The following is a 22,147-nucleotide window of genomic DNA, read 5'->3' on the forward strand; positions in this document are numbered from 1 at the left end:
CAATGTCCGTGATTATACAGATGTGGAAACGCCTTGCTCCATCCCGAACCAAGAAGCTAAGCACATCGTGGGTGATGATACTACGCCTTACTGGCAGGGGGAAAGTAGCTCATTGCGGACTTGTTAATTCTACTTAACTTGCCTATAAAATTAATAATCAGTTTTTTTAGTTTGTAATTAAAAATTTATTTACATGTAAGATTGTATAAAATTTGGAAAGTGATATATGGAAAAATTTATTGAAAGATTGCTTGAAGAAGATATTAAATTTGAAAAAGATGTGAATAATGGTTTGAGTGATATAAATATATTTGATGCTTTGAATATTGAAACAAAAGAAAATTATCATTCTAAATTTATAGCTTATTTAATTGATATAAATAAGGATCATTATCAAAAAAATTTTGCAAAGGTATTTTTAGAAAAACTTGGCAAGAGTTTAGTAAATACGAAATTTGAAAATTTAAACATAGAAGATATAAAAAGCGTAGAAACAGAAGCCTGCATAAAAGATAATAGAAGGATAGATATTTTAATAACATTAAGTGATAAAAGATATATTATAATAGAAAATAAAATTTATGCAAAAGATCAAAAAAATCAATTGAAAGATTATATTAATTTTGTAAGAAAAAATATCAAAAATATAAAAGATTGTTATAAAAACATATTGACTATATATTTGCATCAAGATGAGTGTGCTAGTCCTAGTGATTATAGTTTGGGAAATTTTACAATAAAGACAAATTTGATTAAAGATAAAAATGAAAATAATGTTAGCTATTATTTGAAGATGGATTATATATGGATTAAGGAATGGATTGATGAGTGTATAAAAATATATGAAGAAAAATCAACCAAAGATCAAAAATTTATTCTTGATATACAAAACATTATTTTTACTTTAAATCAATACAAAAGTATTTTACAATGGTATATGACAGATGAGTATACTCAAAGAGATGATGTATTGGAATTTATTTTTCAAGACATTATAAAAATGCAAAATTTAAAAAATGCGATGATTTTATATAGATATAACAAAAACAAATCAGAGCTTAAAAATTTAAATGAAGAAAAATATAAAAAAGCTAAAGATATTATTCAGCATAAATGGAGCAACATCTGCGAATATATAATAGAAGAATTTTTTGATAGTTTTGAACACAAGGAAATTAAAATAGGTGATATAACTTTTATCGGCAATAAAATAGAAGAAAATCGTGTTAATCATGGTGTATTTATATTTTATCCTGTTGATTATAAGAATGAAAGCATATATCCATGTATATATATTTATTTTAAAAAAAAATACTATGATATTATTGGTTTGACATTTGAAATTTCAAATGATGATGAAGAAGATATAGAAAATGAAAAATATAAAGAATGTTTAAAATTATTTAAAGATGTAAAAGAAGAAAATGTTAGAAAATATCAAAATCACTATTATTGTGATAAATTAATAAACAATGAAAAATTAGAAGGAGAATACGCTTTTATTTATTGGTTGATTGAAAATCAAAATTCTAAAAAAGATTTTATTCAAATTTTAAATGATTTTTTTATTAAAAAACCTATACAGGAAGCATATAAAGGTATTAATAAATTCTTAAAAAATTTTATATAAAAGTAAAATTTGATAAAATACAAAATATTTTTTATAAAGGTTAAAAATGCATTTCACTTTGCTAAATGAAAAAGATTTTTTCAACCCATACTACCGCAAAAAGCAAATCATGCAAAATGAATTTGATATATTTAGCAAGGCTTTAATGCAGTATTTAGAAAGACTTGAAAGTTCGCAAAGTGAAAATGAAGATTATCTTGTAGCTAATGCACTTAGTCCATTTTTAACCATGTTAAATTTCAAAACCCACATCAAAACCAAGCAAAAAGGCAAAAGTGAGATTGACTTATCCATCTCTAAAGATGAGTTTAGTAAAGACTTAGAAGTTCTTATTGAGGCTAAAAAGCCAAATTCAAAAGAATTTATCACTCATACAAAGGTAAATTCTAAAGCCTTACACGAGACTATTTTATATTATTTTAGAAATAGAGAGTATAGTTTTAGCTTAAAATTTATTATCATCACAGATTTTTATAAATTTTACATTTTTAAAATTAGTGAGTTTGAAGAGCTTTTTTATAAAAATCCAAGTTTTAAAAAACTTTTTGAAGAATTTTGTAATCCAAATTCACTTTTCAAAGGCAATACTGAAGAATTCTATAAAGAAGTAGCCAAACTCATAGAAAATTCCAAAGAAAACTTAAAAGGCTTTTTGATTGACTTGACGTTTTTAAAAGACAAACAAAAATCAAATTTTAAAAACCTAGCAAGTATTTATAAAACTTTTCATAGAGACTTTTTGCTAAGTGAGTTTAACCCCAACGATGCAAATTCACTCAACAACGCTTTTTACAAAGAGCTTTTATATATCTTAGGGCTTTGTGAGAGCAAACAAAACTCAAAACTCATCATCGCAAAAAGTGAAGAAAGCAAAGAAGAGCAAGGCACTTTCTACACCGCTATAAACTCTAAGCTCAAAGAAGAAAATTTTGAAACCATCTTAAAACTTTTGATCTTATGGCTTAATCGCATTTTGTTTTTAAAGCTTATAGAGTCAAATTTGGTGCGTTTTAATGATGATAAAAATTTGAAATTTTTAAATTTCAAAAAAATCCCTGATTTTGACAAGCTTAGCGAACTTTTCTTTGAAGTTTTAGCCAAAGAAAAAAGCACGAGAAAGAAAAGCGAATTTGCTTATCTGCCTTATTTAAATTCTTCTTTGTTTGAAAAACAAAGCATAGAAAACACACTTGAAATTTCAAGCTTAAGCAATGATTTAAAGCTTTTTTACTATAAAAACACCGTGCTAAAAGATGATAAATGCAAGGCTAAAAAAGGACAAGTGGGGCTTTTAGAATACTTGTTTGAATTTTTGGATAGCTTTGATTTTGGTAGTGATGATGAGCAAAGCGAAATTTTAAGCCAAAAAGAACTCATAAGTTCAAGTGTTTTAGGAAATGTGTTTGAAAAACTCAATGGCTACAAAGAAGGAAGTTTTTACACGCCAAGCTTTATCACTTCTTATATGTGCAAAGAAAGCATCACAAAAGTTGTGCTTGATAAATTCAACGCTCAATTTGATCTTGATGCTAAAGATATAAGCGAGTTAAGAAGATCTTTAAGAAAAGAAGATAAAAAAGCACAAAAAGAGCTTTTAAACTCTATAAAAATTTGCGATCCTGCGGTGGGAAGTGGGCATTTTTTGGTTTCTGCTTTAAATGTTATGTTAAGCATTTATGATGAGCTAAATCTTTTTGATGAAGAATTTTATCTAGAAGTGCAAAACGATGAAATTCTCATCACAGGTAGAAAAGGCGAGTTTATAGAGTATAAACGCCCAAGTACGCCTAAAGATAAAGCCCATCTTATCCAGCAAGAACTTTTTCATACCAAAAAAGACATCATAGAAAACAACCTTTTTGGAGTCGATATCAACCCTAACTCATGCGAGATCACCAAGCTAAGGCTTTGGATAGAGCTTTTAAAACATAGTTTTTATCAAAGCTTTGATGATGAGAATTATCACGATCTTAAAACATTGCCAAACATCGATATAAACATAAAATGCGGAAATTCTTTAGTATCTTACTTTGAAACAGGCAAAAGCCTAAACCACTATCCTAACATCAAAGAACGTATGGGCAAATACAAACGCATAGTAAAAGACTATAAAGAAGGCTTTTACACAGATAAAAGCCACATCAACCAAGAGATAAAAAATCTCAAAATTTCTTTTAAAAATTTCTGCTTTGCAGATAAATTTAAAAAAGAAATGAAAAGCTTTAATGATAAATGTGAAAAATACTCTAAAAAATACGGAAATTTCTTAGCCGTAGATGATGAAAATTTGAAATTCTTTGTTAGTGCGAATTTGACTCTTTTTGACTTTGATGAAAAAGAAGCCACAAAAGAATTTGCAAATCTTAAAAAAGAATACGACAATATCTTCAACCTAGAAAGCAATCATCCTTTTGAATGGCGTTTTGAATTCCCTGAAATTTTGGACGATGATGGAAATTTCAAAGGCTTTGATCTCATCATCGGCAATCCACCTTATATAAGACAAGAGGAGCTTAAAGAACTCAAGCCCCATTTAGCTAAAAATTATAAGGTTTATAAAGGCACGAGCGATATTTATACTTATTTTTATGAACTAGGATTTAATGTTTTAAAAGATAGGGGAGGGGTATTGAGCTATATCACTTCTAACAAATACACGCGTGCAGGATATGGGGAAGCTTTGCGTGAATTTTTGCTTAAAAATGTTAAGTTTTTAGAATACACTGATTTAAACGGCATAAAAGTTTTTGATAGTGCTACAGTAGATACTTCCATACTTTGTTTTGAAAAATCAAAAAGCAAAGATAATAAATTCAAATACCTTGCCCTAAGCAATGAAATTTTAAAAACTTGTGCTTATGACATTGGCTTATATAAGGACTTTGCAGAATTTTCGCAAAATTCTTTAAGCAAAGAAAGCTTCACTTTTAGCGATGAGAATACTAGTGCCTTAAAGGCTAAGATAGAACGCATAGGAACTCCACTTAAAGAATGGCAAGGACTTAATATATATCGTGGAATTTTAACAGGCTATAATGAAGCCTTTATCATCACTACTGAAAAAAGAAATGAAATTTTAGCAAATTGCAAAGATGAAGCCGAAAAAGAACGCACCGCCAAACTCATACGCAAAATGCTACGCGGACGCGATATAAAAAGATATAGTTACGAGTGGGCGGGACTTTGGGTGATATTTATACCTTGGCATTTTCCAAATGTTGAAAAACCAAAGACAATGCTAGAAAATGAACAAGATTTAAAAGAACAATATCCGAGCTTATATAAGCACTTGTTATCTCATAAAGAAAGATTATCTAAAAGAAATAAAGAAGAAACAGGAATTCGCTATGAATGGTATTGTTTGCAAAGATGGGGAGCAAATTATTATCAAGAATTTGAAAGGGAAAAGATAGGTTGGCAAAGAATAACACAAGAGCCAAGTTTTATTTTAGAAAAAGAATATATTTTATTAGATTCTATGGCTTTTATGGTGGCAAATTCTAAAAATGAACTCAAGTATCTTTTAGGGTTTTTAAATTCTAGTTTGATATTTTATTATTTTAAAAATATAGGACATTTGTATTCTGACAAAGGCTTTTTATTATCAAATCAATATGTAGAAAAGTTTCCTATACTAAAAATAAATTCTAAAATCAAAAAATAGCCGATGAGCTTATAAATTTAGTCGATGAAATTTTAAAAGCCAAAGAACAAGACAAAAACGCAAATACCCAAGAGTTAGAAAATAAAATCAATTCTTTGGTTTATAAACTCTATAACTTAACCGAAGAAGATATAAAAATCATAGAAGGGAAATAATGGAAGAACTAACAAAAGAACAAAGACAAATCATAGAAGAAGAAATTAAAAAAGAAATTAAAAAAGCTGATACTTTTTTAAAACCTGAATCAATTAACAAAATTATACAAGATATTATTGGAAATATAAAAGGAAATTTTAAATACCCAAAAAATTTAGAAGAAATATTATCGAGTATTCCGCAAAAAGTTTATGTATCTTTAGGAAAAGAAGAAATAAAACAAATTTTAAAATTAGATTTTTGTTGTTTTGTCGATAATGTATTTTACATTAATTTTGCTCCTAAAATAGAACCTTACGAACACAATCAAAATAAAACTGCTATCGAAGAGCAAAGAATAATACAATGCTCTTATGATGATTTATTGTATTTGTTTAAAACCTATCCTTTAATATTTAATCATTGTATATTTGATTATAAAATAGATAAGAAAACACCCATAGAACAAATCAAAAAACTTTCTTTTTTAAATTGTAATTTTAAAAAAGAAATTTATTTACATTTTCAAGAATGCTTAGATATTTTTCAAATGGATAATTGTGTATTTGAAGATAGGGTTACCATCAAAGGGAAATTTAACGATAATGTTTATTTCAATAATTCTATTTTTAAAAATTACGCTAATTTTCACACTTGTGAATTTGAAAAAACAGCTAGTTTTTATGGGGTGAGATTTAATAAAACTCCAAATTTTTCTCAAGCGATTTTCAGAGGAAATTTAAATGCTGTAAATGCGAATCTAAATTTTACTTTTGATGATTTACAAGAGAGAATCAAACAAGAATATGAAGATTTTAATAAAAATATAGAAAACAAAAAATCTTTAGATAAATTTGCAAATGATTTTAGAGATTCTTTTAGGACTTTTAAAAATGCCTTGATAAAAGATAATAATCTTTTAGACGCTTCAAATTTTCATAAATACGAGCTTTATTGTAAAGAGATAGAGCTAAAACAAAATTGGGATAAAAGGGGTGAGAATGTAAAAAATACGACAGATTTAGAAAAAAATGTTTCGAGAATTCGGGATTTTATGGATTTTTTACTTTTAGGATTTTATAGAAAGCTTTGTGATCATCATACAGACTTTTTAAAGGTTTTTAATAATCTTATATTATTAATTGCTTTGTATGCTTTGTTTGTTTTTGGTTTTACTTGGCTTCACGATGATAAACTAGAAGATACAAGAGCGATTTTAACTTTATTTGGATTTTTTGATAAATTTAGGCTTTATTTTGATATCATAAGCACTATTTTTGTAGTTTTTGGATGTGGTTTTTTTGTTTGTAAATTAGATTCATATGAAAAGAAAAACAATGTTTCAAAAAAACAAAACATAAATTTTATATATATCATTGGTGATTTTTTGAATTTGATTAAAAGCTTATTGTTTGCATCCTTTATCCCTTGTGTTTTTTATGTGTTATTTTCATTATCTGGATTTTTTTTAAATTTAGGTAAAGACTTTGGATATTCATTACTTATAAATACTTTGTTTGTTAGTTTATATATTTGTTTAGTTTATACCAAATCTTTGTTTTTTGGTAGATATGTGGTGCTTATCTTTTCATATATAGTATTTATTATAATGCTCATAAAACAACCTAATGTAATTCACCCTTTAATAGGAAAAATCGCAAACGAATCTGATAAATTTTTTAATTATCCAAGCTTAATAGTGCTAAACATACTATATACCATACTTTTAGCTTTAGTTCTTTTCTCACTCCAAAAGACCGCACGAAAAAATTCCATAGTGCCAAGCTAAGCCTTAAAGCTTAGCTTGAAATTTTATCATCAGTCTTTTAAGTAGTATTCTATAGTAGAAACCACTCTTATGGTTTTGATATAAGGGGTGTTTTTATCTCTGTTGCTAATGCTAAATTGTCCTTGAGAAGCCTTTTTTATCTTGCCTAGATGGCTGTTTGAGTCTTGTGCGAATTTTATCGCTGCATTTCTAGCATTGAGCGTTGCTTCTTCTATCATTTGTGGTTTTATATCATTTAGCTTGGTGTAAAGGTATTCTATATCATAATCATCGATTTTTGTTACTATACCAAATTTTGCAAGACTTGAAATGTTTTCTAGTATGCTTTTTCCAAGCTTTACATTTTGAGTATAGATGAGTAAATTCGCAGTGCCTATGTATCGGTATGCAGCTTGAGTGTCGTTGCTATAAGGATCGCTTAAACGATCTATGATATTTGGCGAGTTGTAGCTGATCTCATCTTCTTTTATGCCTTGTTTTTCTAAAAATTTGATGATATTTTCTTTATCTTGCTCTAGTTCTTCGTATAAATTTGTAAGATTGTTATTTGATCTTGTGAATTTTATAGGAAGTATCAAAGTATCCGCTTCGACTTCTTTTTGGCTTAAACCCTTTACGCTTACACTTCTTTCAAGTGTTTTAAAATCGCTTAAAGCCTTGTTAAATCCAAAAGCTAGAATCAAACTTGCTAAAACTATGGCTAAAGCCATAAAGATATTATTTGTTTTCATTTTTTCTCCTTTATTTTGATTAGAAAATATATCATATTTGCAACCAATACGCAAGCACACATTACAAAAGCAAGGATTATCGGCGTATTTGCGTTAATAGCCCCAACCACGAAGGAGATAAAACCTGCAAAACCAAATTGCACCGTTCCAAGCACCGCAGAAGCAGTTCCGCTATGTTCTTTAAACCTTGCCATGGCTAAAGTCGTGGTATTAGGTGTGATGAAACCAAGCATAGCGATACTTGTAAAAATACTAAGTTCAAAAAGCAGGAAATTTGGATGAAAAAAGGCATTTACAAGTAAAATCACGGTCGATATAAACATTATCATCAAAGCTTTTGCCAAAATTTTTTCGCTTTCGTATTTTAAAACCAATCTCGCATTGATATTTGCACAGATGACAAAACCTAAAGCATTTGCCCCAAAAAGCAAAGCAAATTTTTGCTCACTTAAGCTAAAAAACTGCGTAAAAACAAAGCTTGATCCTGTGATATAAGCAAACATCGCCGCCAAAGCAAAAGAAGCACATAGTATATAAACTAAAAAGCGTTTATCGCTTAAAACAAATTTGTAGCTTTTCATCGCTTCATGATGGGAAAATTTTTTGTTTTTAAGATGAGGTGCGGACTCTTTTAAACCAAAAAGTATCATCAAAAAAAGTAAAATTCCTAAAGCAAACAAAGTCGCAAAAATACTATGCCATGAAAAATACTCTAGCAAAATTCCCCCAAAAGTTGGCGAAAGCATAGGAGCAAGAGAACTAAAAACCATCATCAAAGCAAAAATCCCTGCAGCTTCTTTGATCTCAAACAAGTCATTGATAATAGCCCTTGCGATAACCACACCTGCACAACCCCCAAGTGCTTCAAAAAATCTCAAAGCGATAAAAGCATAAATATCATCGATAATCACACAAAACAAACTCGAAACGATGAAGAAAAATATCCCCACCAAAGCTGGAATTTTACGCCCAAAAATATCACTTAAAGGCCCATATATAAGCTGTCCTAAAGCAAAAGCGATAAAAAAACTTGCGATACTAAGTTGGGTTAAAAAAGAATTAGTTTGAAAACTTTGCTCCACATGAGAAAGTGCAGGCAAATACATATCTGTAGAAAGTGGTGCTATGCTTGACATCAAAGCAAGGATAACGATGAGTTTAAATTTAGTAAAGCCGTGAATTTTGGTGTGTTTTTGCATTTGTAATCCTAATTATTCTAAAAGAATGATTTTAACAAGTCAATCTTAGAATAATCTTTGTTTTTCTATGTTAAATTTAGGGAAAAATTCTAAGGAAATTTTATGCAAAATTTAAACCAAAATGAACAAATCAAATGCCCAAGTTGTGGAAGTTTTATCGATATTAGCACTGCTTTATATGTTCAAATTTTAGATAAAGCCAAGCAAGAAATGCTAAAACAAAAAAAAGAATTTGATGATGAGGTAAATGCTAAAAGAGCTGAATATACCAAAGCTTTAAATGATTTAAAAACTCAAAAGATAGAACAAGAAAAACTCATAAACGAGCAAGTAAGCCAAAAGCTTCTTTTAGAAAAGCAAAAATTTGAACAAGAACTTCTCACACAAAAGCAAAATTTCCAAAAAGAATTCAGCGAGAAATTTAACAAAGAGCATGAAAATGAAATGAAAATCATGCAAGAAGAACTCGAGAAAAAAAGCAAAGAACTTAGCGAGTTTTTAAGCATAAAGGCTGAAAATGAAAGGCTAAAAAGAGAGCAAAAAGAAAATGAAGAAAGATTGAAATTTCAAGCCAAAGAAGAGGCTTTTAAAGAATTTAAAGAACAAGAAAGCAAAAATTTGGAATTTGAAAGAGAAAAAATGCGTCTTGAATTTCAAAAAAGCACTCAAGAGCAAGATCTTAAATACAAAGAACTAGAAACGAATTTTAAAAGTGTAGCCCAAAAGTTAGAAGACGCACAACGCAGGATAGAGCAAGGCTCACAGCAACTCCAAGGCGAAGCAGCCGAACTACTCATAGAAGAATACATACAAAGTGAGTATTTAAGCGATGAAGTAAAAGAAGTGCCAAAAGGCGTAAATGGAGCTGATTGTCTGCATATAGTAAAGGATAATTTTGGAAATATTTGTGGAAGTATTTTGTATGAGAGCAAACGCACTAAAGAATTTAATAAAGAATGGCTTGATAAACTTAAACTAGACAGTATAGCCGCAAAAAGTGATATAGCAGTTTTGATCACAAAAACTATGCCAAAAGATAAAGAAAAAACGCATTTTAAAGAAGGAATTTTGATTTGTACTTTTAATGAATTCAAAGGTGTTTTAGCAGTGCTTAGAGAAAGCATTATAAACGCTTATAAACTCAAAAATGCCCTGCAAAACAAAGATGAAAAAAATCACATTTTATACGAATACTTAAATTCTAAGGAATTTAACACGCAAATCACTTTTATACTCAAAACTTACCAAAATATGAAAGAAGAGTTAGAAGCTGAAAAAAGGGCTTTGCAAAATATATGGAAAAAAAGAGAAAGAGCTATAGAAAATCTAAGTTTTAATTCCACTGCCATAGTGAGTTCTTTAAATGCGATATTTAGCGACTTACAAAGTGGAAATTTGATAGGCGAAGAAGGGATTAAAAGTCTTGAAAATTTAGCCAAAGATGAGGATTAATTTTGGGCTAAGCCCAAAATTAATCATTCTCCTGGGAAGTGATTTGGATTTTTCCAAGGTCCGTATTTTACTTTTATGTATTCTTTAGGGTCTAAATTTTGTTGTGGTGAAGCAAAATACTCAGGTTTTAATGATGGGGATTTGCTATAAGCTGTATCAAGTCCTGCACGATTTTCTGTAGTGGTTATAGGCATTCTTACAAAACCTGTATTGACATAAGCTGCTATATCCAGTGCATCTTCATCGCTTAATATAGGATTATCTGCACTCGCACCAAAAGGCATGGCTGATTTTAAAAATCTTGCTAAAAATGGTATCATAGCCATGTGTCCACCATCAGGATAGATAAGTAAAGATGGATATAAATGTCCGCTACCTTGTTCGTAATTATCATTTTTTACCCCAAGTCCTCTTTCGCCATGACAAGCAACGCAATTTTCTTCAAAGAGCTTTTTCCCACGCACAGGGTCAGCTGGGCGATTTGGAAAATTCATCTTAGCAAAAAAATCTCCTTCAAGCTTTACGCCGTCTTTGATACCATAAGCTTCTTTTAGCCATTTAAAATAAGCTAAAATTGCTTTCATTTCTTTAGAATCATTAGGAAATCTATGAGAGTCAGTTCCGCCCATTCCGCGAATTCTATCTTCAACAGAGATGATTTTCATCGTTTCTATGTCAAGTCTTGGATAATTGTTTAGGATATTTAAAAATGGAATAACATATTTTTTTGTCCCTGGCAAACCATTGCCGTCATTGTCCATGTGACAGGAAATACAATTTACTTCGTTGCTTGTCTTTTTTAGCTTGCTATAGGGTCCTAGAGTACTTTCTGTCTTGCTTAAAAGCTCTATGCCATAACGGATTAAATCCCCTTGCTTGCCTTTTGGAACATCATTGATGCTTAAATTTTTATTTGGCCATTCTTGCACAGGTCTTTTGGAAAGTTCCTTAAAATACTCTACTCCTTCCTTGTCGCTTAATTCTTCTCCTACTTTGTAATCACTCACGCTTTTAGCACTAAGACTCAAACTAAGACATAAGCCAAGCAATAAAATGTTTTTTTTCATGATTTTCCTCCTTTTTATTTGCAGTTCAAATTGATTTTAGTGTATTTTTTCTTAAATATTAAGCATAATAAGAATAATTTAAATAAAATTAAATTTTAAAGTGTTACTAAAAGTAATATATTTTTAAAGTATATAATTAATATTTATTAAAATTTTATAATATTAACTTTATATTAATTATTTAAATAATTTATTTTTTATAGAATTTAGATTTTCTTCTAAATTTTTGAAATTGTTTTCAAAATCTTTTTTTATATCTATAAAAAAAGGATTGCTTAAAGTAGTGATAAGATAATGATTTTCTTTAGAAAAGATATGATTTAAAGTGAAATTTTTATCTGTAAGTTTGATATAAATTTGTTCTTCGTTTTCAAAGCTAGGATTTTTGTTTGCTTTTGAAATTTCGAGCAAAATTCCGCAAAAAAAGCGTTTGTTTTCGTCTAAAAACTGAATATCATAAATTTTAAAATCCTTAAATTCAAAGCAGTTTTGACTTTTAAATTCTTTCAAATCCTTTGTAAGTCCTAGTTTTAAAAAGTCTTTTTGACTTAAACTTTGCTTTTTAAATTTCGCCCCAAAACGACGCAAAAACAAATTTAAAGCATTAATTTGTAATTCTTTTTGTGCGAGTTTTAGTTTTTTGGCTGTAAAACGAAAGAAAAAAACACCCACAAAAACAGCTAAAATTACTGCGATTAAGGCATCTCTTATAAAAACAAAGGCTAAAAAACCTACAAGTAAGGCTTCGATAATGCTTAGGAATTTTAAGATTCCTAAGCGTTTAAGTATATAAAGTCTATTATTTTCTAAGCTTTTTAAATCCATTAAGATTTTGCTTTTTCCATTCTTTTTCTTTGAGTTGGGTCAAGATAGCGTTTGCGAACACGCACATTTACAGGTGTAACTTCTACAAGTTCATCTTCTTCTATCCACTCTAAAGCTCTTTCAAGACTTAATTTTCTAGGTGGCACAAGTTTGATTGCATCATCGCTTCCACTTGCTCTTACATTGGTAAGATTCTTTCCTTTGATAGGATTAACATCTAAATCATTTGGACGAGAGTGCTCACCTATAATCATACCGGTATAAACTTTAGTTTGAGGCTCTATGAAAAGTACTCCACGCTCTTGAAGGTTAAACAAAGAATACCCTAAAGCCACGCCATTTTCCATAGAAATTAACGCTCCATTATTACGCTTTTCAACCGCACCGCTAAAAGGACGGAATTCTAAAAAGCTATGATTCATCACGCCTTCGCCTTTGGTATCAGTTAAAAACTGACTTCTAAAACCTATAAGTCCGCGTGCTGGAATTTCAAACTCAAGCCTTGTTTGTCCATCGCCCGTTGGTGCCATGGTTTTCATTTCAGCTTTTCTTTTGCCAAGTTTTTCTATTACCGCACCGCTAAATTCTTCAGGCACATCGATAACTAAATGTTCAAAAGGTTCTGTTTTAACTCCATCTTCAACCTTTACGATAACTTCAGGTCTTCCCATACAAAACTCAAAACCTTCACGACGCATATTTTCAGCTAAAATAGTGATTTGAAGTTCGCCCCTACCGCTTACTTTAAATTTGCCTTCGCCTGTGCTTTCGTATTTCATAGCGATATTAGTTTTCATTTCAGCTTCTAAGCGTTCAGCGATTTTATTTGAAGTTACATGTTTTCCTTCAGTTCCTGCTAATGGTCCATCATTTACAGAAAATACTATGCTTAAAGTCGGCTCTTCAATGTGTAAAGGATCAAGTGGCATAGGATTGTTTGGATCTACAACGCTATCACCCACATCTAAAGCTTCAAAACCTGCTATAGCTACGATATCTCCACTTCCTGCTTCTTCAATATCCATTTTTTCTAAGCCCATAAAGCCAATGAGTTTTGAAATTCTACCATTTACTTTGGTGCCATCAGCTTTTGCAAGCATTACGCTTTGGTTTTTCTTCACAACCCCATTGAAAATTCTAGCAATGCCTATTTTACCTACAAAATTATCATACCCTAAAGTGAAAACTTGAAGTTGTAAAGGATTGTCATTTGTGCCACTTGGTGCTGGAACGCGTTCAAGTATGGTTTTAAAAAGTGGCTCCATATTATCACTTTCATCGTTTAGATCAAGCTTAGCATAACCATTTTTTGCTGCAGCATAAACTATGGCAAAGTCAAGTTGCTCATCGTTTGCATCTAGGGCTACAAAAAGATCAAAAATTTCATTGATCACTCTTTCAGGATCAGCAGCTGGTTTGTCGATTTTGTTGATTACAACTATAGGTTTAAGCCCTAAAGATAAAGCTTTTTTAACCACGAATTTAGTTTGTGGCATAACGCCTTCTTGAGCATCCACCAAAAGCAAAACTCCATCAATCATTTTTAAAACGCGTTCTACTTCTCCGCCAAAATCAGCATGCCCTGGAGTATCTATGATGTTGATTTTTGTACCTTTGTAATTGATCGCTGTGTTTTTTGAAAGTATGGTAATGCCACGTTCTTTTTCTATATCGTTGCTATCCATAACGCGTTCTGAAATTTGTTCTCTTTCGCTAAAGGTGCCTGATTGTTTTAATAATTCATCTACCATAGTGGTTTTACCATGGTCAACGTGAGCTATAACTGCTATATTTCTAATGTTTTCCAAATTTTCTTCTCCAAAGCTAAATTTTTAAAAGCTTAGATTATACAAAAATTTAACTTAAACTATAAAGCATCAAAACTTGGAACACTTCTTGCTTTAAAGACTTGTGAAATTAAAATTTTAAAAAGGAAGTTAAAATGTCAAAACCATTAAATGAAGAGATTTTTATTGAATTTAAAAGCGATTTAGCTGAGAGAAAAAATGAAGTTTTACTTCAAGTTTTAGAACTTTTAGAAACTTTTAGATCAGATAAAAATGAAAAAATGGCAAGAATTTCAAGTGAGCTTACAGAAATTTTAGAAAATGAAGAAAATTTAGAAAAAATTTTAAATGCTAAAAATTTAGAAGAGCTTTTAAATATTTTAATTGCTTTAAATGAAGATAAGATGATTAAAGTATATGAAGATTCTTATTTGAAAGAAAAATTTCCTAATGTAATGGTAGATCAATTTTTAAAATAATTTTTTTTGAAGGAAAAGTGATGTCAAATTTAGCTCCGCAAAATGATGTTTTAAATCTTACGCCGAGTAAAACTTCTAATACTAGTAGTTCCTTTAGTAAAACTAGTAAAAATAAAGAACATGAAAGTAGTGATAGTAAAAATTCAACTCAAGATGATACGGAAAGTTTTTTAAATTCTTTGCTTAATTCTATCAATGAAACCAATGAATTTTTACCTGATCATATGAAGATCAGTCAAAAAGAAGTTGTTAATGAAGCGATGAGCAGACTTCAAAAAGGAGCTTTTGATGAGAGCGATAAGATAAGCATTTTCGAATCTGCTTCTTTTATGCAAATTCTTTCTTTGTTAGATAAGCTAAAAACAGATACAGCAGATGTTAAACTAGCAAATCTTTCTACTCAACTTTCAAGTCTTATTAAAACAGAGGCTAATTTTAATGCTTTAAAAGGTGCATCAAATCTTAGTGAGCTTTTGGACATAGCTAAAGATCTGGGCTTAAATGTAAAAAATATTAAAGTAGATCGTCTTCTTGATCTTAAAGCAACTTTTCCAAATTTAGATAAGGCTGATTTTTTTAAGGGTGCTGTGGATAATGTTTTTAAAGAAATCATCAATAATAAAATTTCCAATGTGAGTAAAAATTTAAATCACAATTTAGAAAATACAACTCATACTACAAGCACTCATTCTATGCAAAAAACAAATTCTAAAGATAGCGGTTCTTTGCTTTCTCAAACTTTAAAAAATTTAGATTCCATACTTTCATCCAAAGAAAGCAAACACGAAAAAAACGATAAAGTTAAATCAAAAATAGAAGAAGATACCACAGATGCTAAAAATACTTTAAAAAATATCAAAAATGATGAGTTTGCAAAAAATTTAACAGAAGAGTTAAATATAAAAGATAAAAAAAACCAAGATAATTTAAATAAAGAAAGCAAAGACTTAAACAAAGATTTTAATAAAGAGTTAAATAAAAATCAAGAAAAAAACAATTTAAATCAAGAAAATATACAAGATCAAAATAAAAATTTAAAGAACAATGATCAAAATTTAAATCTTGATAAAAATTTAAATAAAGAAATTGTTAAAGATACTCAGAAATTAGTTTCAAATTTAACACAAAAAGATTTTAATCTAAATAAAGAGCCTAAAAACAACAACAAAGAAAATAAAGATATAAAACAAAATTTCTTTGATCAAAAATTAAATTTTGAAAATTTAAATAAAACTCAAGTAGTTCAAAACAAAGAGAATAATGCAAATTTTAATAATAATACTACTAATAAAGAAACTTTTACTCAAGAGCAAACAAAAACGCACAGTGAAAATGTAGATAAAAATAGCTTAGATGAGTTAAATTCTTTAGTCAAAGATTTAAATAAAGTAACACAAAACAATGCTCGCAATATCACTCCTAAAGAAACTTTGCAGTATTTTTCACAAGATTTAAAAGAGGCTGTGGATCAATACAAAGCACCTATTACTAAACTTAGTATCACTCTAAATCCTAATAATCTTGGAGAAGTGGAGGTAACTTTGATACAAAGAGGTAATAACCTTCATATCAATTTCAACTCCAATACCAATGCAATGAATTTGTTTATCCAAAATCAAGCCGAGTTTAAAAATTCTCTTGTAAATATGGGATTTGCTGGACTTGAAATGAATTTTAGTGATCAAGGTAAAAGAGAGCAAAATCAAAATCAAGGAAAAAATCGTAGTGGATATGGTTTTAAAGATGCTTTAGATGGAAAAAATGAAAGTGAAAAAGTCAATCTAGAGCTTGTTTTAGCGAAGTATTTTTAAGTTGGAACACTTATTGCTTAAATAATAAAAAACTAAATAAAAAGGAGTTTATAATGATATCATCATCGGATTGGAATTTAAATACCACTGCTACAACTTCAGGTACTACTTCTTCAGGAAGTACTAGTGGAACAACTAGAACAGATTCAAGCAGTAGCTCAGGAATAGTGAGCAATCCAAATGCTACCTTAGATAAGGATGCGTTTTTAAAACTTCTTTTGATAGAGCTTCAACATCAAGATCCAACAGATCCTATGGATAGCGATAAAATGCTTACTCAAACTTCACAGCTTAGCGCACTTGAAATGCAGCAAAATACCAATACAACTATGCAAAAAATGGTTGAAACTATGCAAAAGCTTTCTGATTCTTTTAGTACAAGTATGAGTACTTCAGCTTTAGGGGCTATTGGTAAAATGGCAACTGTTTCAGATAATAAAATCAAACTTACAGGTGCAGATGAGCTTATCGCTCTTAAAATGTATTTGCCTGAAGATTCTGATGAAAACGGTGTTACGCTAGAAATTTATGATAGCAATAATAAACTTGTTTTCAGTGAAAAAAGCGATGCTAAATCTATTTCTCAAGGTTTATTTACTATGGAGTGGCCAGGAAGAAATAACGATGGGGTTTATGCAGGTGATGGTGAGTACACTGTTAAAATGGTTTATAATAATAAAAATGGTGAAAAAATCACTGCAAATTACGGAACTTATCCTATCGAAGGTGTTGTTTTTAAAGATGGTGTTGCCTATGCAAAAATGGCTGGACAAGAAGTTCCTTTTGATGCAATACAAGAAATAACAGATTATAAGCTTGGTTCATCTTCATCTACTGGAGGAAGCGGTTCAAGTGGAGACTCAAGTGGTGGTTCAAGCGATGGAGATTCTTCTGGGTCTGGATCTACAGAAGATGGCGACAAAGAGGAAAAGGCATAAGCCATGATGAATTCATTTTATAATGGGATTTCTGGAGTAAAAAGCAATAGCTTTGGTATTGATATCACTGCTAATAACATAGCAAATGTCAATACCACGGGCTTTAAATACTCTGATGCTCAATTTAAAGATATTTTTTATACTACCATAACAACCCAATCAACCAACCCTGCTCAAGGTGGTTATGGTAGCGGTGCAGCATCTTCTCAAGTTGTTTTCGAACAGGGTTCTCCTGTTGCAAGTGATGGCGAATTTGATGTGGCTTTGCAAGGAAAAGGATTTTTTGGGGTTTTAGGGGCTGATGGCAATGCTTACTATACTAGAAATGGATCATTTAGAAGAGATGCCAATGGATATTTGGTAGATTCTTATGGAAATTTTGTTTTAGGAACAATGAATCCTGCTTTTACTGGTATTAACTATAGCGATAGAGTTGCTGGGCTTATGGGGGATTATCTTAACACAGGAACTCCGGTAAATAATGGTTTTACTGTAAATTCAAATAATTCTTTCAGTATAGGCACAACCGCTTCTCAAGGGGCTATTAAAGTACCTGTGAATATGTATTTACCTCCTCAAGTAACTCAAAATGTAAAATGGAGTGGAAGTTTAAATACTAACACAACAACAGAAGTAGTTAAAGTAGATCTTGATCCTAGTAAATTTAACATTACAAAAACTGAAGATGGAAAATATGTAGTTAGTGGTAGTGTTAGCAAAGAAGATGTGTTTAGTGCTAAAGCAGGTGATAGGATTATTTTAAATTTCACTGATGATAATGGCGTAAAAACAAGCTTTGAAGCGACTTTAGATGAAAATCTAAATTTTAAAAGTAACGAGCTTGATTTAAAAGGATTGGATGAAAATAGCATCAAGCTTGATACAGCTCAAATTTCAACAGAGCAACAAAAAGCCAATAAAGATATTTTAGAATCCCCTATTTATAATGCAGATGGAAGTAAAAGCACTTTAAGGGTTACACTTGAAAGAGTTTTACCGCAAGAAAGCGATAATATACAATATAAAGCTATTGCACAAATTTATGATTCTAATGGGAATGCCGTAGGCAATCCGACTGAAGGAAATATGGTTTTTGATAAAAATGGTGCTTTGCTTCAAAACAATATTACAAGCATTGCAAATCCAAATGGTGGAACAATTAATATTGATTTAGGTTCTCCTTATGATGCTAACAAACCTGGTTCGGGTTATAGTGGGATTTATATTAAAGAAGGCGTCGAAAAAAATGTAGTTACACAACAAGATGGTGTAGCTGAAGGGTTTTTTGAACAATATAATATATCCGATGATGGAAGTATTGTTGCGCAATTTAGCAATGGTAAAAATGCCATAGTTGGAAAGCTTGCTTTATATAATTTTATCAATGAGCAAGGATTGGCTGCTATGGGAGATAATATTTTTGCAGCAACGGCAAATAGCGGTGATGCAAGCTTTATTATGAAAGATGGTCAAGTTGTTAATACAGCCAAATTTAAAGGCGGATTCTTAGAACAATCAAATGTTGATTTAAGCACAGAGCTTTCAAACCTTATCGTAACTCAAAAAGCTTTTGATGCAAGCTCAAAAAGTATTACTACAAGTGATCAGATGATACAAAAAGCCATTAATATGAAAAGATAATTTTTAGGAATTATCTTTTTCTAATTTTTCAAAAATAATTTTAATTTCTTCTATATCACTTTCGCTATAATTATGGCTTGATTTAATATAACTTACTTGCTGCCCTTTTTCAAGATATAAAACCTTTTCATAGTCTTTTAAATTTATATGATGTTTTAATTCAAGGTTGGTGTTTGTTTTAGGATAAAATTTTAAAAAATTATCCTTTCCGATATTTTTGGCTTTTATGTATATTTTTACATTGTAAACCATTTCATTTAAGAAATTTAATTTCGCATCAATTTGATATTTTAATTTTATAAGTTTTTTATACAAGATGCTAAGATGATTGTATTTTTTTATGATATCGTGATAAAGATTTGAAAATTTCATTTCTATAGCACTAGGATTTTTAGTCTTTTGAAGTTTGATGATTTTGATTTGATTTTTGATTAGATAATCATAATAATTTTGCATTTTGCTTATGGTGTCATCAAGCTTACTTTTTATTTTAAGGCTTAGGTTTTTAAGATTTTCACATTCTGTATCTGAGTTGTTTTCAATAGAAACTAGTGGCGAAACTACGATATTGTTTTTAAATTTTATATTGTTTGCTATGATTAGATTTTTTCTTGGATATAAAGTATTATCTGTTAGTAAATTGCAAATATAAATATTTTCTGCTTCTATTTTTCCACCCATGCAGTTTTCAACAAATACATTTTTAGCTATAATTGTCCCATTTTCTAAATTTTTTATATATACAGTGTCAGCCTGCAAAGTTCCTTTGTGTATTGCAACAAAAACATCTTGTGCAAAAATTTCGCTTTTTGCATGAGTTAAGCCTTTTATGCTGATATTTTTTCCATAAAGTTTTGTCGCTCCAATGCTCCCATTTACTTTTATATCTGAAGCTTGAACATTTACAATACCTGATTTAATAGCATCATCGCTTATATCAAAATTAGTGATTTCTAAGTTTATATTTTCATTGGTATTTGTTTTGATTGAACCGGTTGTTTTAAGCCCTACTTGCGATAATTTTAAATTGTTTATAACGCTATATCCTGAGTGGTCTTTATTTAAAAATCCATAATTGGCGCTAAAATATTTAATTCTATCTTCTAGTTCTTCTACATAAATGCTTTCATCTTTTATGATAAAAGGATTATTAAGAAAGGCTATTGGATTTAAATGAAGGATTTCTCCTCTTAAATTTCTACCTTCTTTTCCAAGAATTCTATAAATGTATTCAAAAAGTAGCTCATTTTTTTCAATAGGTTTGCAGTAGTTCCCTTCATCATAGTTAGCATTTTCACTAAAACACACTTCTTCAACATTTCGATGATAGATAATTTCATCACTTTTATGTTCAATTTTATCTACACCTTTGGCAATTTCAAGCTCTAATTCTTTAATAGATGGATTTTTTTGTATTGATAAGATAAAATCATCGATTTTTGTAAATAAATTTTTATCAAGTCTTAAGATTAAAAATTTTTGCTTGATCATTATTTTGTAGATATTTTGCAAAATATCAAATTTTAAATTAGGGTAATATTTAAAATTTTCTGTAAGGTTGATACTGGCTTTTAGATGGGTTAGGTTGGAGTTGGATCTAAGTTTGACTGTAAAAGGAAAACTTTTTTTTGGATAAATTTCTATAAGAAATTTTTGTATTATGGTATTATAGTTTTTTACAAAAAAATCATCTGCATAAAACAAATCAAAATCTTTTCTTTCATAAGTTTTTGTTTTCGCTGGTTTTACACTAGAACACAGAAGTTTAAAATCTATAACTCTAAAATCAAGAATTTGTTCTGTGTTTGCTTGTTCGTGATTTAAACTTTCAAAAGGATTGAAAGTTTCTAAGGTTTTTACTTGAAAATTCATCTATCCCCCCCCCCATATCATTTTTTTGAGTCGTGAAATGGTGATTTTGTAGTGCATCTTCAAAAATAGCATTGAATTTTTCGAAATTTTGATTCAAATCAAAATAATCCAAATGAACTAAAATTTGTCCACATTTTTCACATTTTAAAGTATTTTCCTTGCTAACAAGTTCTTCGTGTATGGTTTGTGGAACTGCATGAGTACGTAAATAACAATTGCAAATATAATCATGAGTTTTTTCAGCTCTTAGGTCTTGTTTGATTGATTTTAGTTTTATGTATTGTTCTAAGGTATAATGGATTTCTTGAAGGTGTAGGGTTTTTTTTGTAAAATTAGCTATCCATAAATCTTCATTAGCAAAATGATCTAAAATCCAATCTTTGGTTAATATGGAAAGTTCTTGAGACATTTTTACAATATTATCTGAATGCTCTAAAAGCTCTTTAGTTTTTTCTACTAATATTTGATGAGATTTTTTATGTTCTTCAATCAAAGGAAAATCAATGCTTTCCATAAATTTTTCTTCATCTTTAAAATGAATTTTGATGTATTGAAATAGCTTTACAAGAATTTGTTTTAAATCATTTTTGTGTTGTGTATTATTATCTTGAATGTTTAGAGCTAAATCATTTGCAAGATTGGTAATTTCAAAAATTAGTTCGTGTTGTTTGTCTAATTGCATATTTTTAATGCTAAAATCTCTACTCCATTTAACTTCCATATTTTTCCTTTTTGGATGTAATAATTATTTTTATATCGTATTTTTTGAAAATAAAATAATAATTTTACAAATGAATTTTTAAAATTCTTAGTAAAAACAATGGATTGATTGCAAATTTATATATTGAATCTTAACAACTCAAGGCTTTTTAAGTATATTATGATATAATTTTTAAGCCTTTTCTTAGACCTGTGCAATGCTATTTTTAAGCACCGCTTCAGGGTGGGAACACAGCAGAGCACTTGATTTTAGCGTGTGCCGCAGTTATCTGGGGAAGGGTTTTATTCATTTTAAAATTCCTATTTTTCAATTAGGCTAGCTTTTTTATAAATTAAAAATTTATTTAAAAATTATCATTTTAAGATTTATTAAAATATTAGTTAATTAGAATTTAAGCATTGCAAAT

The 22,147-nt window shown here is 29.5% G+C and carries 15 protein-coding genes, 1 rRNA gene and 1 other RNA gene; 10 read left to right on the forward strand and 7 right to left on the reverse strand.

The window, feature by feature from the left end; genetic code table 11:
* The first annotated feature begins 4 nt into the window (after positions 1-4).
* The 4 genes from rrf (at position 5) to SR62_RS00020 (ending at position 7,218) form a co-directional block, all read left to right on the forward strand.
* Positions 5-121, forward strand: a 5S ribosomal RNA gene (gene rrf / locus SR62_RS00005).
* Positions 122-226: 105 nt separating this feature from the next.
* A complete protein-coding gene (locus tag SR62_RS00010; protein ID WP_002892151.1) occupies positions 227-1,630 on the forward strand; it encodes a PD-(D/E)XK nuclease family protein in 1,404 nt (467 codons plus the stop codon).
* Positions 1,631-1,676: 46 nt separating this feature from the next.
* A complete protein-coding gene (locus tag SR62_RS00015; RefSeq protein WP_002892149.1) occupies positions 1,677-5,294 on the forward strand; it encodes a class I SAM-dependent DNA methyltransferase in 3,618 nt (1,205 codons plus the stop codon).
* A 154-nt stretch (positions 5,295-5,448) separates the two neighbouring features.
* Positions 5,449-7,218, forward strand: a complete 1,770-nt coding sequence (locus SR62_RS00020; protein ID WP_002892147.1) for a pentapeptide repeat-containing protein — start codon at positions 5,449-5,451, stop codon at positions 7,216-7,218.
* A gap of 29 nt (positions 7,219-7,247) precedes the next feature.
* On the opposite strand, the gene SR62_RS00025 is transcribed toward SR62_RS00020, so the two are convergent.
* Positions 7,248-7,949: an SIMPL domain-containing protein gene (locus tag SR62_RS00025; RefSeq protein WP_002866314.1), complete on the reverse strand. Its 702-nt coding sequence runs from the start codon at positions 7,947-7,949 to the stop codon at positions 7,248-7,250.
* The gene (locus SR62_RS00030; RefSeq protein ID WP_147502213.1) at positions 7,946-9,148 is read right to left on the reverse strand and encodes a multidrug effflux MFS transporter; all 1,203 of its coding nucleotides are present in this window, start codon (positions 9,146-9,148) and stop codon (positions 7,946-7,948) included. The genes SR62_RS00025 and SR62_RS00030 overlap by 4 nt, the downstream gene beginning before the upstream one ends.
* Positions 9,149-9,250: 102 nt before the next feature.
* Here SR62_RS00030 and SR62_RS00035 point away from each other — a divergent pair, with 102 nt between their 5' ends.
* Entirely contained in the window at positions 9,251-10,600 is a 1,350-nt protein-coding gene (locus SR62_RS00035; RefSeq protein ID WP_002888662.1) for a DUF2130 domain-containing protein, read from the forward strand.
* Positions 10,601-10,623: 23 nt separating this feature from the next.
* On the opposite strand, the gene SR62_RS00040 is transcribed toward SR62_RS00035, so the two are convergent.
* The 3 genes from SR62_RS00040 to typA form a co-directional block, all read right to left on the reverse strand.
* A complete protein-coding gene (locus tag SR62_RS00040) occupies positions 10,624-11,667 on the reverse strand; it encodes a c-type cytochrome (RefSeq protein ID WP_002851947.1) in 1,044 nt (347 codons plus the stop codon).
* A gap of 177 nt (positions 11,668-11,844) precedes the next feature.
* Positions 11,845-12,492, reverse strand: coding sequence for a hypothetical protein (locus tag SR62_RS00045; RefSeq protein ID WP_002851804.1), 648 nt, complete (start codon positions 12,490-12,492; stop codon positions 11,845-11,847).
* Positions 12,492-14,300 (reverse strand): translational GTPase TypA, encoded by a 1,809-nt coding sequence (typA, locus tag SR62_RS00050; RefSeq protein WP_002799607.1) that lies wholly within the window; start codon positions 14,298-14,300, stop codon positions 12,492-12,494. The genes SR62_RS00045 and typA overlap by 1 nt, the downstream gene beginning before the upstream one ends.
* 134 nt (positions 14,301-14,434) lie before the next feature.
* Here typA and SR62_RS00055 point away from each other — a divergent pair, with 134 nt between their 5' ends.
* From SR62_RS00055 to SR62_RS00070, 4 genes are read left to right on the forward strand one after another with little or no spacing between them, the layout of a single operon-like run.
* Positions 14,435-14,758, forward strand: a complete 324-nt coding sequence (locus SR62_RS00055; RefSeq protein WP_002869940.1) for a hypothetical protein — start codon at positions 14,435-14,437, stop codon at positions 14,756-14,758.
* Between the two features lie 17 nt (positions 14,759-14,775).
* The gene (locus SR62_RS00060) at positions 14,776-16,569 is read left to right on the forward strand and encodes a flagellar hook-length control protein FliK (protein WP_147502214.1); all 1,794 of its coding nucleotides are present in this window, start codon (positions 14,776-14,778) and stop codon (positions 16,567-16,569) included.
* Positions 16,570-16,622: 53 nt separating this feature from the next.
* On the forward strand, positions 16,623-17,507 hold the full coding sequence (locus tag SR62_RS00065; RefSeq protein WP_002805290.1) for a flagellar basal body rod modification protein: 885 nt from the start codon (positions 16,623-16,625) through the stop codon (positions 17,505-17,507).
* Between the two features lie 3 nt (positions 17,508-17,510).
* Complete coding sequence (locus SR62_RS00070) at positions 17,511-19,148, forward strand: flagellar hook protein FlgE (RefSeq protein WP_002893371.1); 1,638 nt, start codon at positions 17,511-17,513, stop codon at positions 19,146-19,148.
* Between the two features lie 3 nt (positions 19,149-19,151).
* Here SR62_RS00070 and SR62_RS00075 read toward each other — a convergent pair whose 3' ends face one another.
* Positions 19,152-21,020, reverse strand: coding sequence for a flagellar assembly protein A (locus tag SR62_RS00075; RefSeq protein WP_002893372.1), 1,869 nt, complete (start codon positions 21,018-21,020; stop codon positions 19,152-19,154).
* Entirely contained in the window at positions 20,977-21,741 is a 765-nt protein-coding gene (locus SR62_RS00080) for a hemerythrin family protein (protein ID WP_052804010.1), read from the reverse strand. The genes SR62_RS00075 and SR62_RS00080 overlap by 44 nt, the downstream gene beginning before the upstream one ends.
* A gap of 180 nt (positions 21,742-21,921) precedes the next feature.
* Here SR62_RS00080 and ffs point away from each other — a divergent pair.
* Positions 21,922-22,019, forward strand: an RNA gene (gene ffs / locus SR62_RS00085) — signal recognition particle sRNA small type.
* The last annotated feature ends 128 nt before the right edge of the window (positions 22,020-22,147 follow it).

It is taken from the genome of Campylobacter sp. 2014D-0258, assembly GCF_008000495.1.
GTDB lineage: Bacteria > Campylobacterota > Campylobacteria > Campylobacterales > Campylobacteraceae > Campylobacter_D > Campylobacter_D jejuni.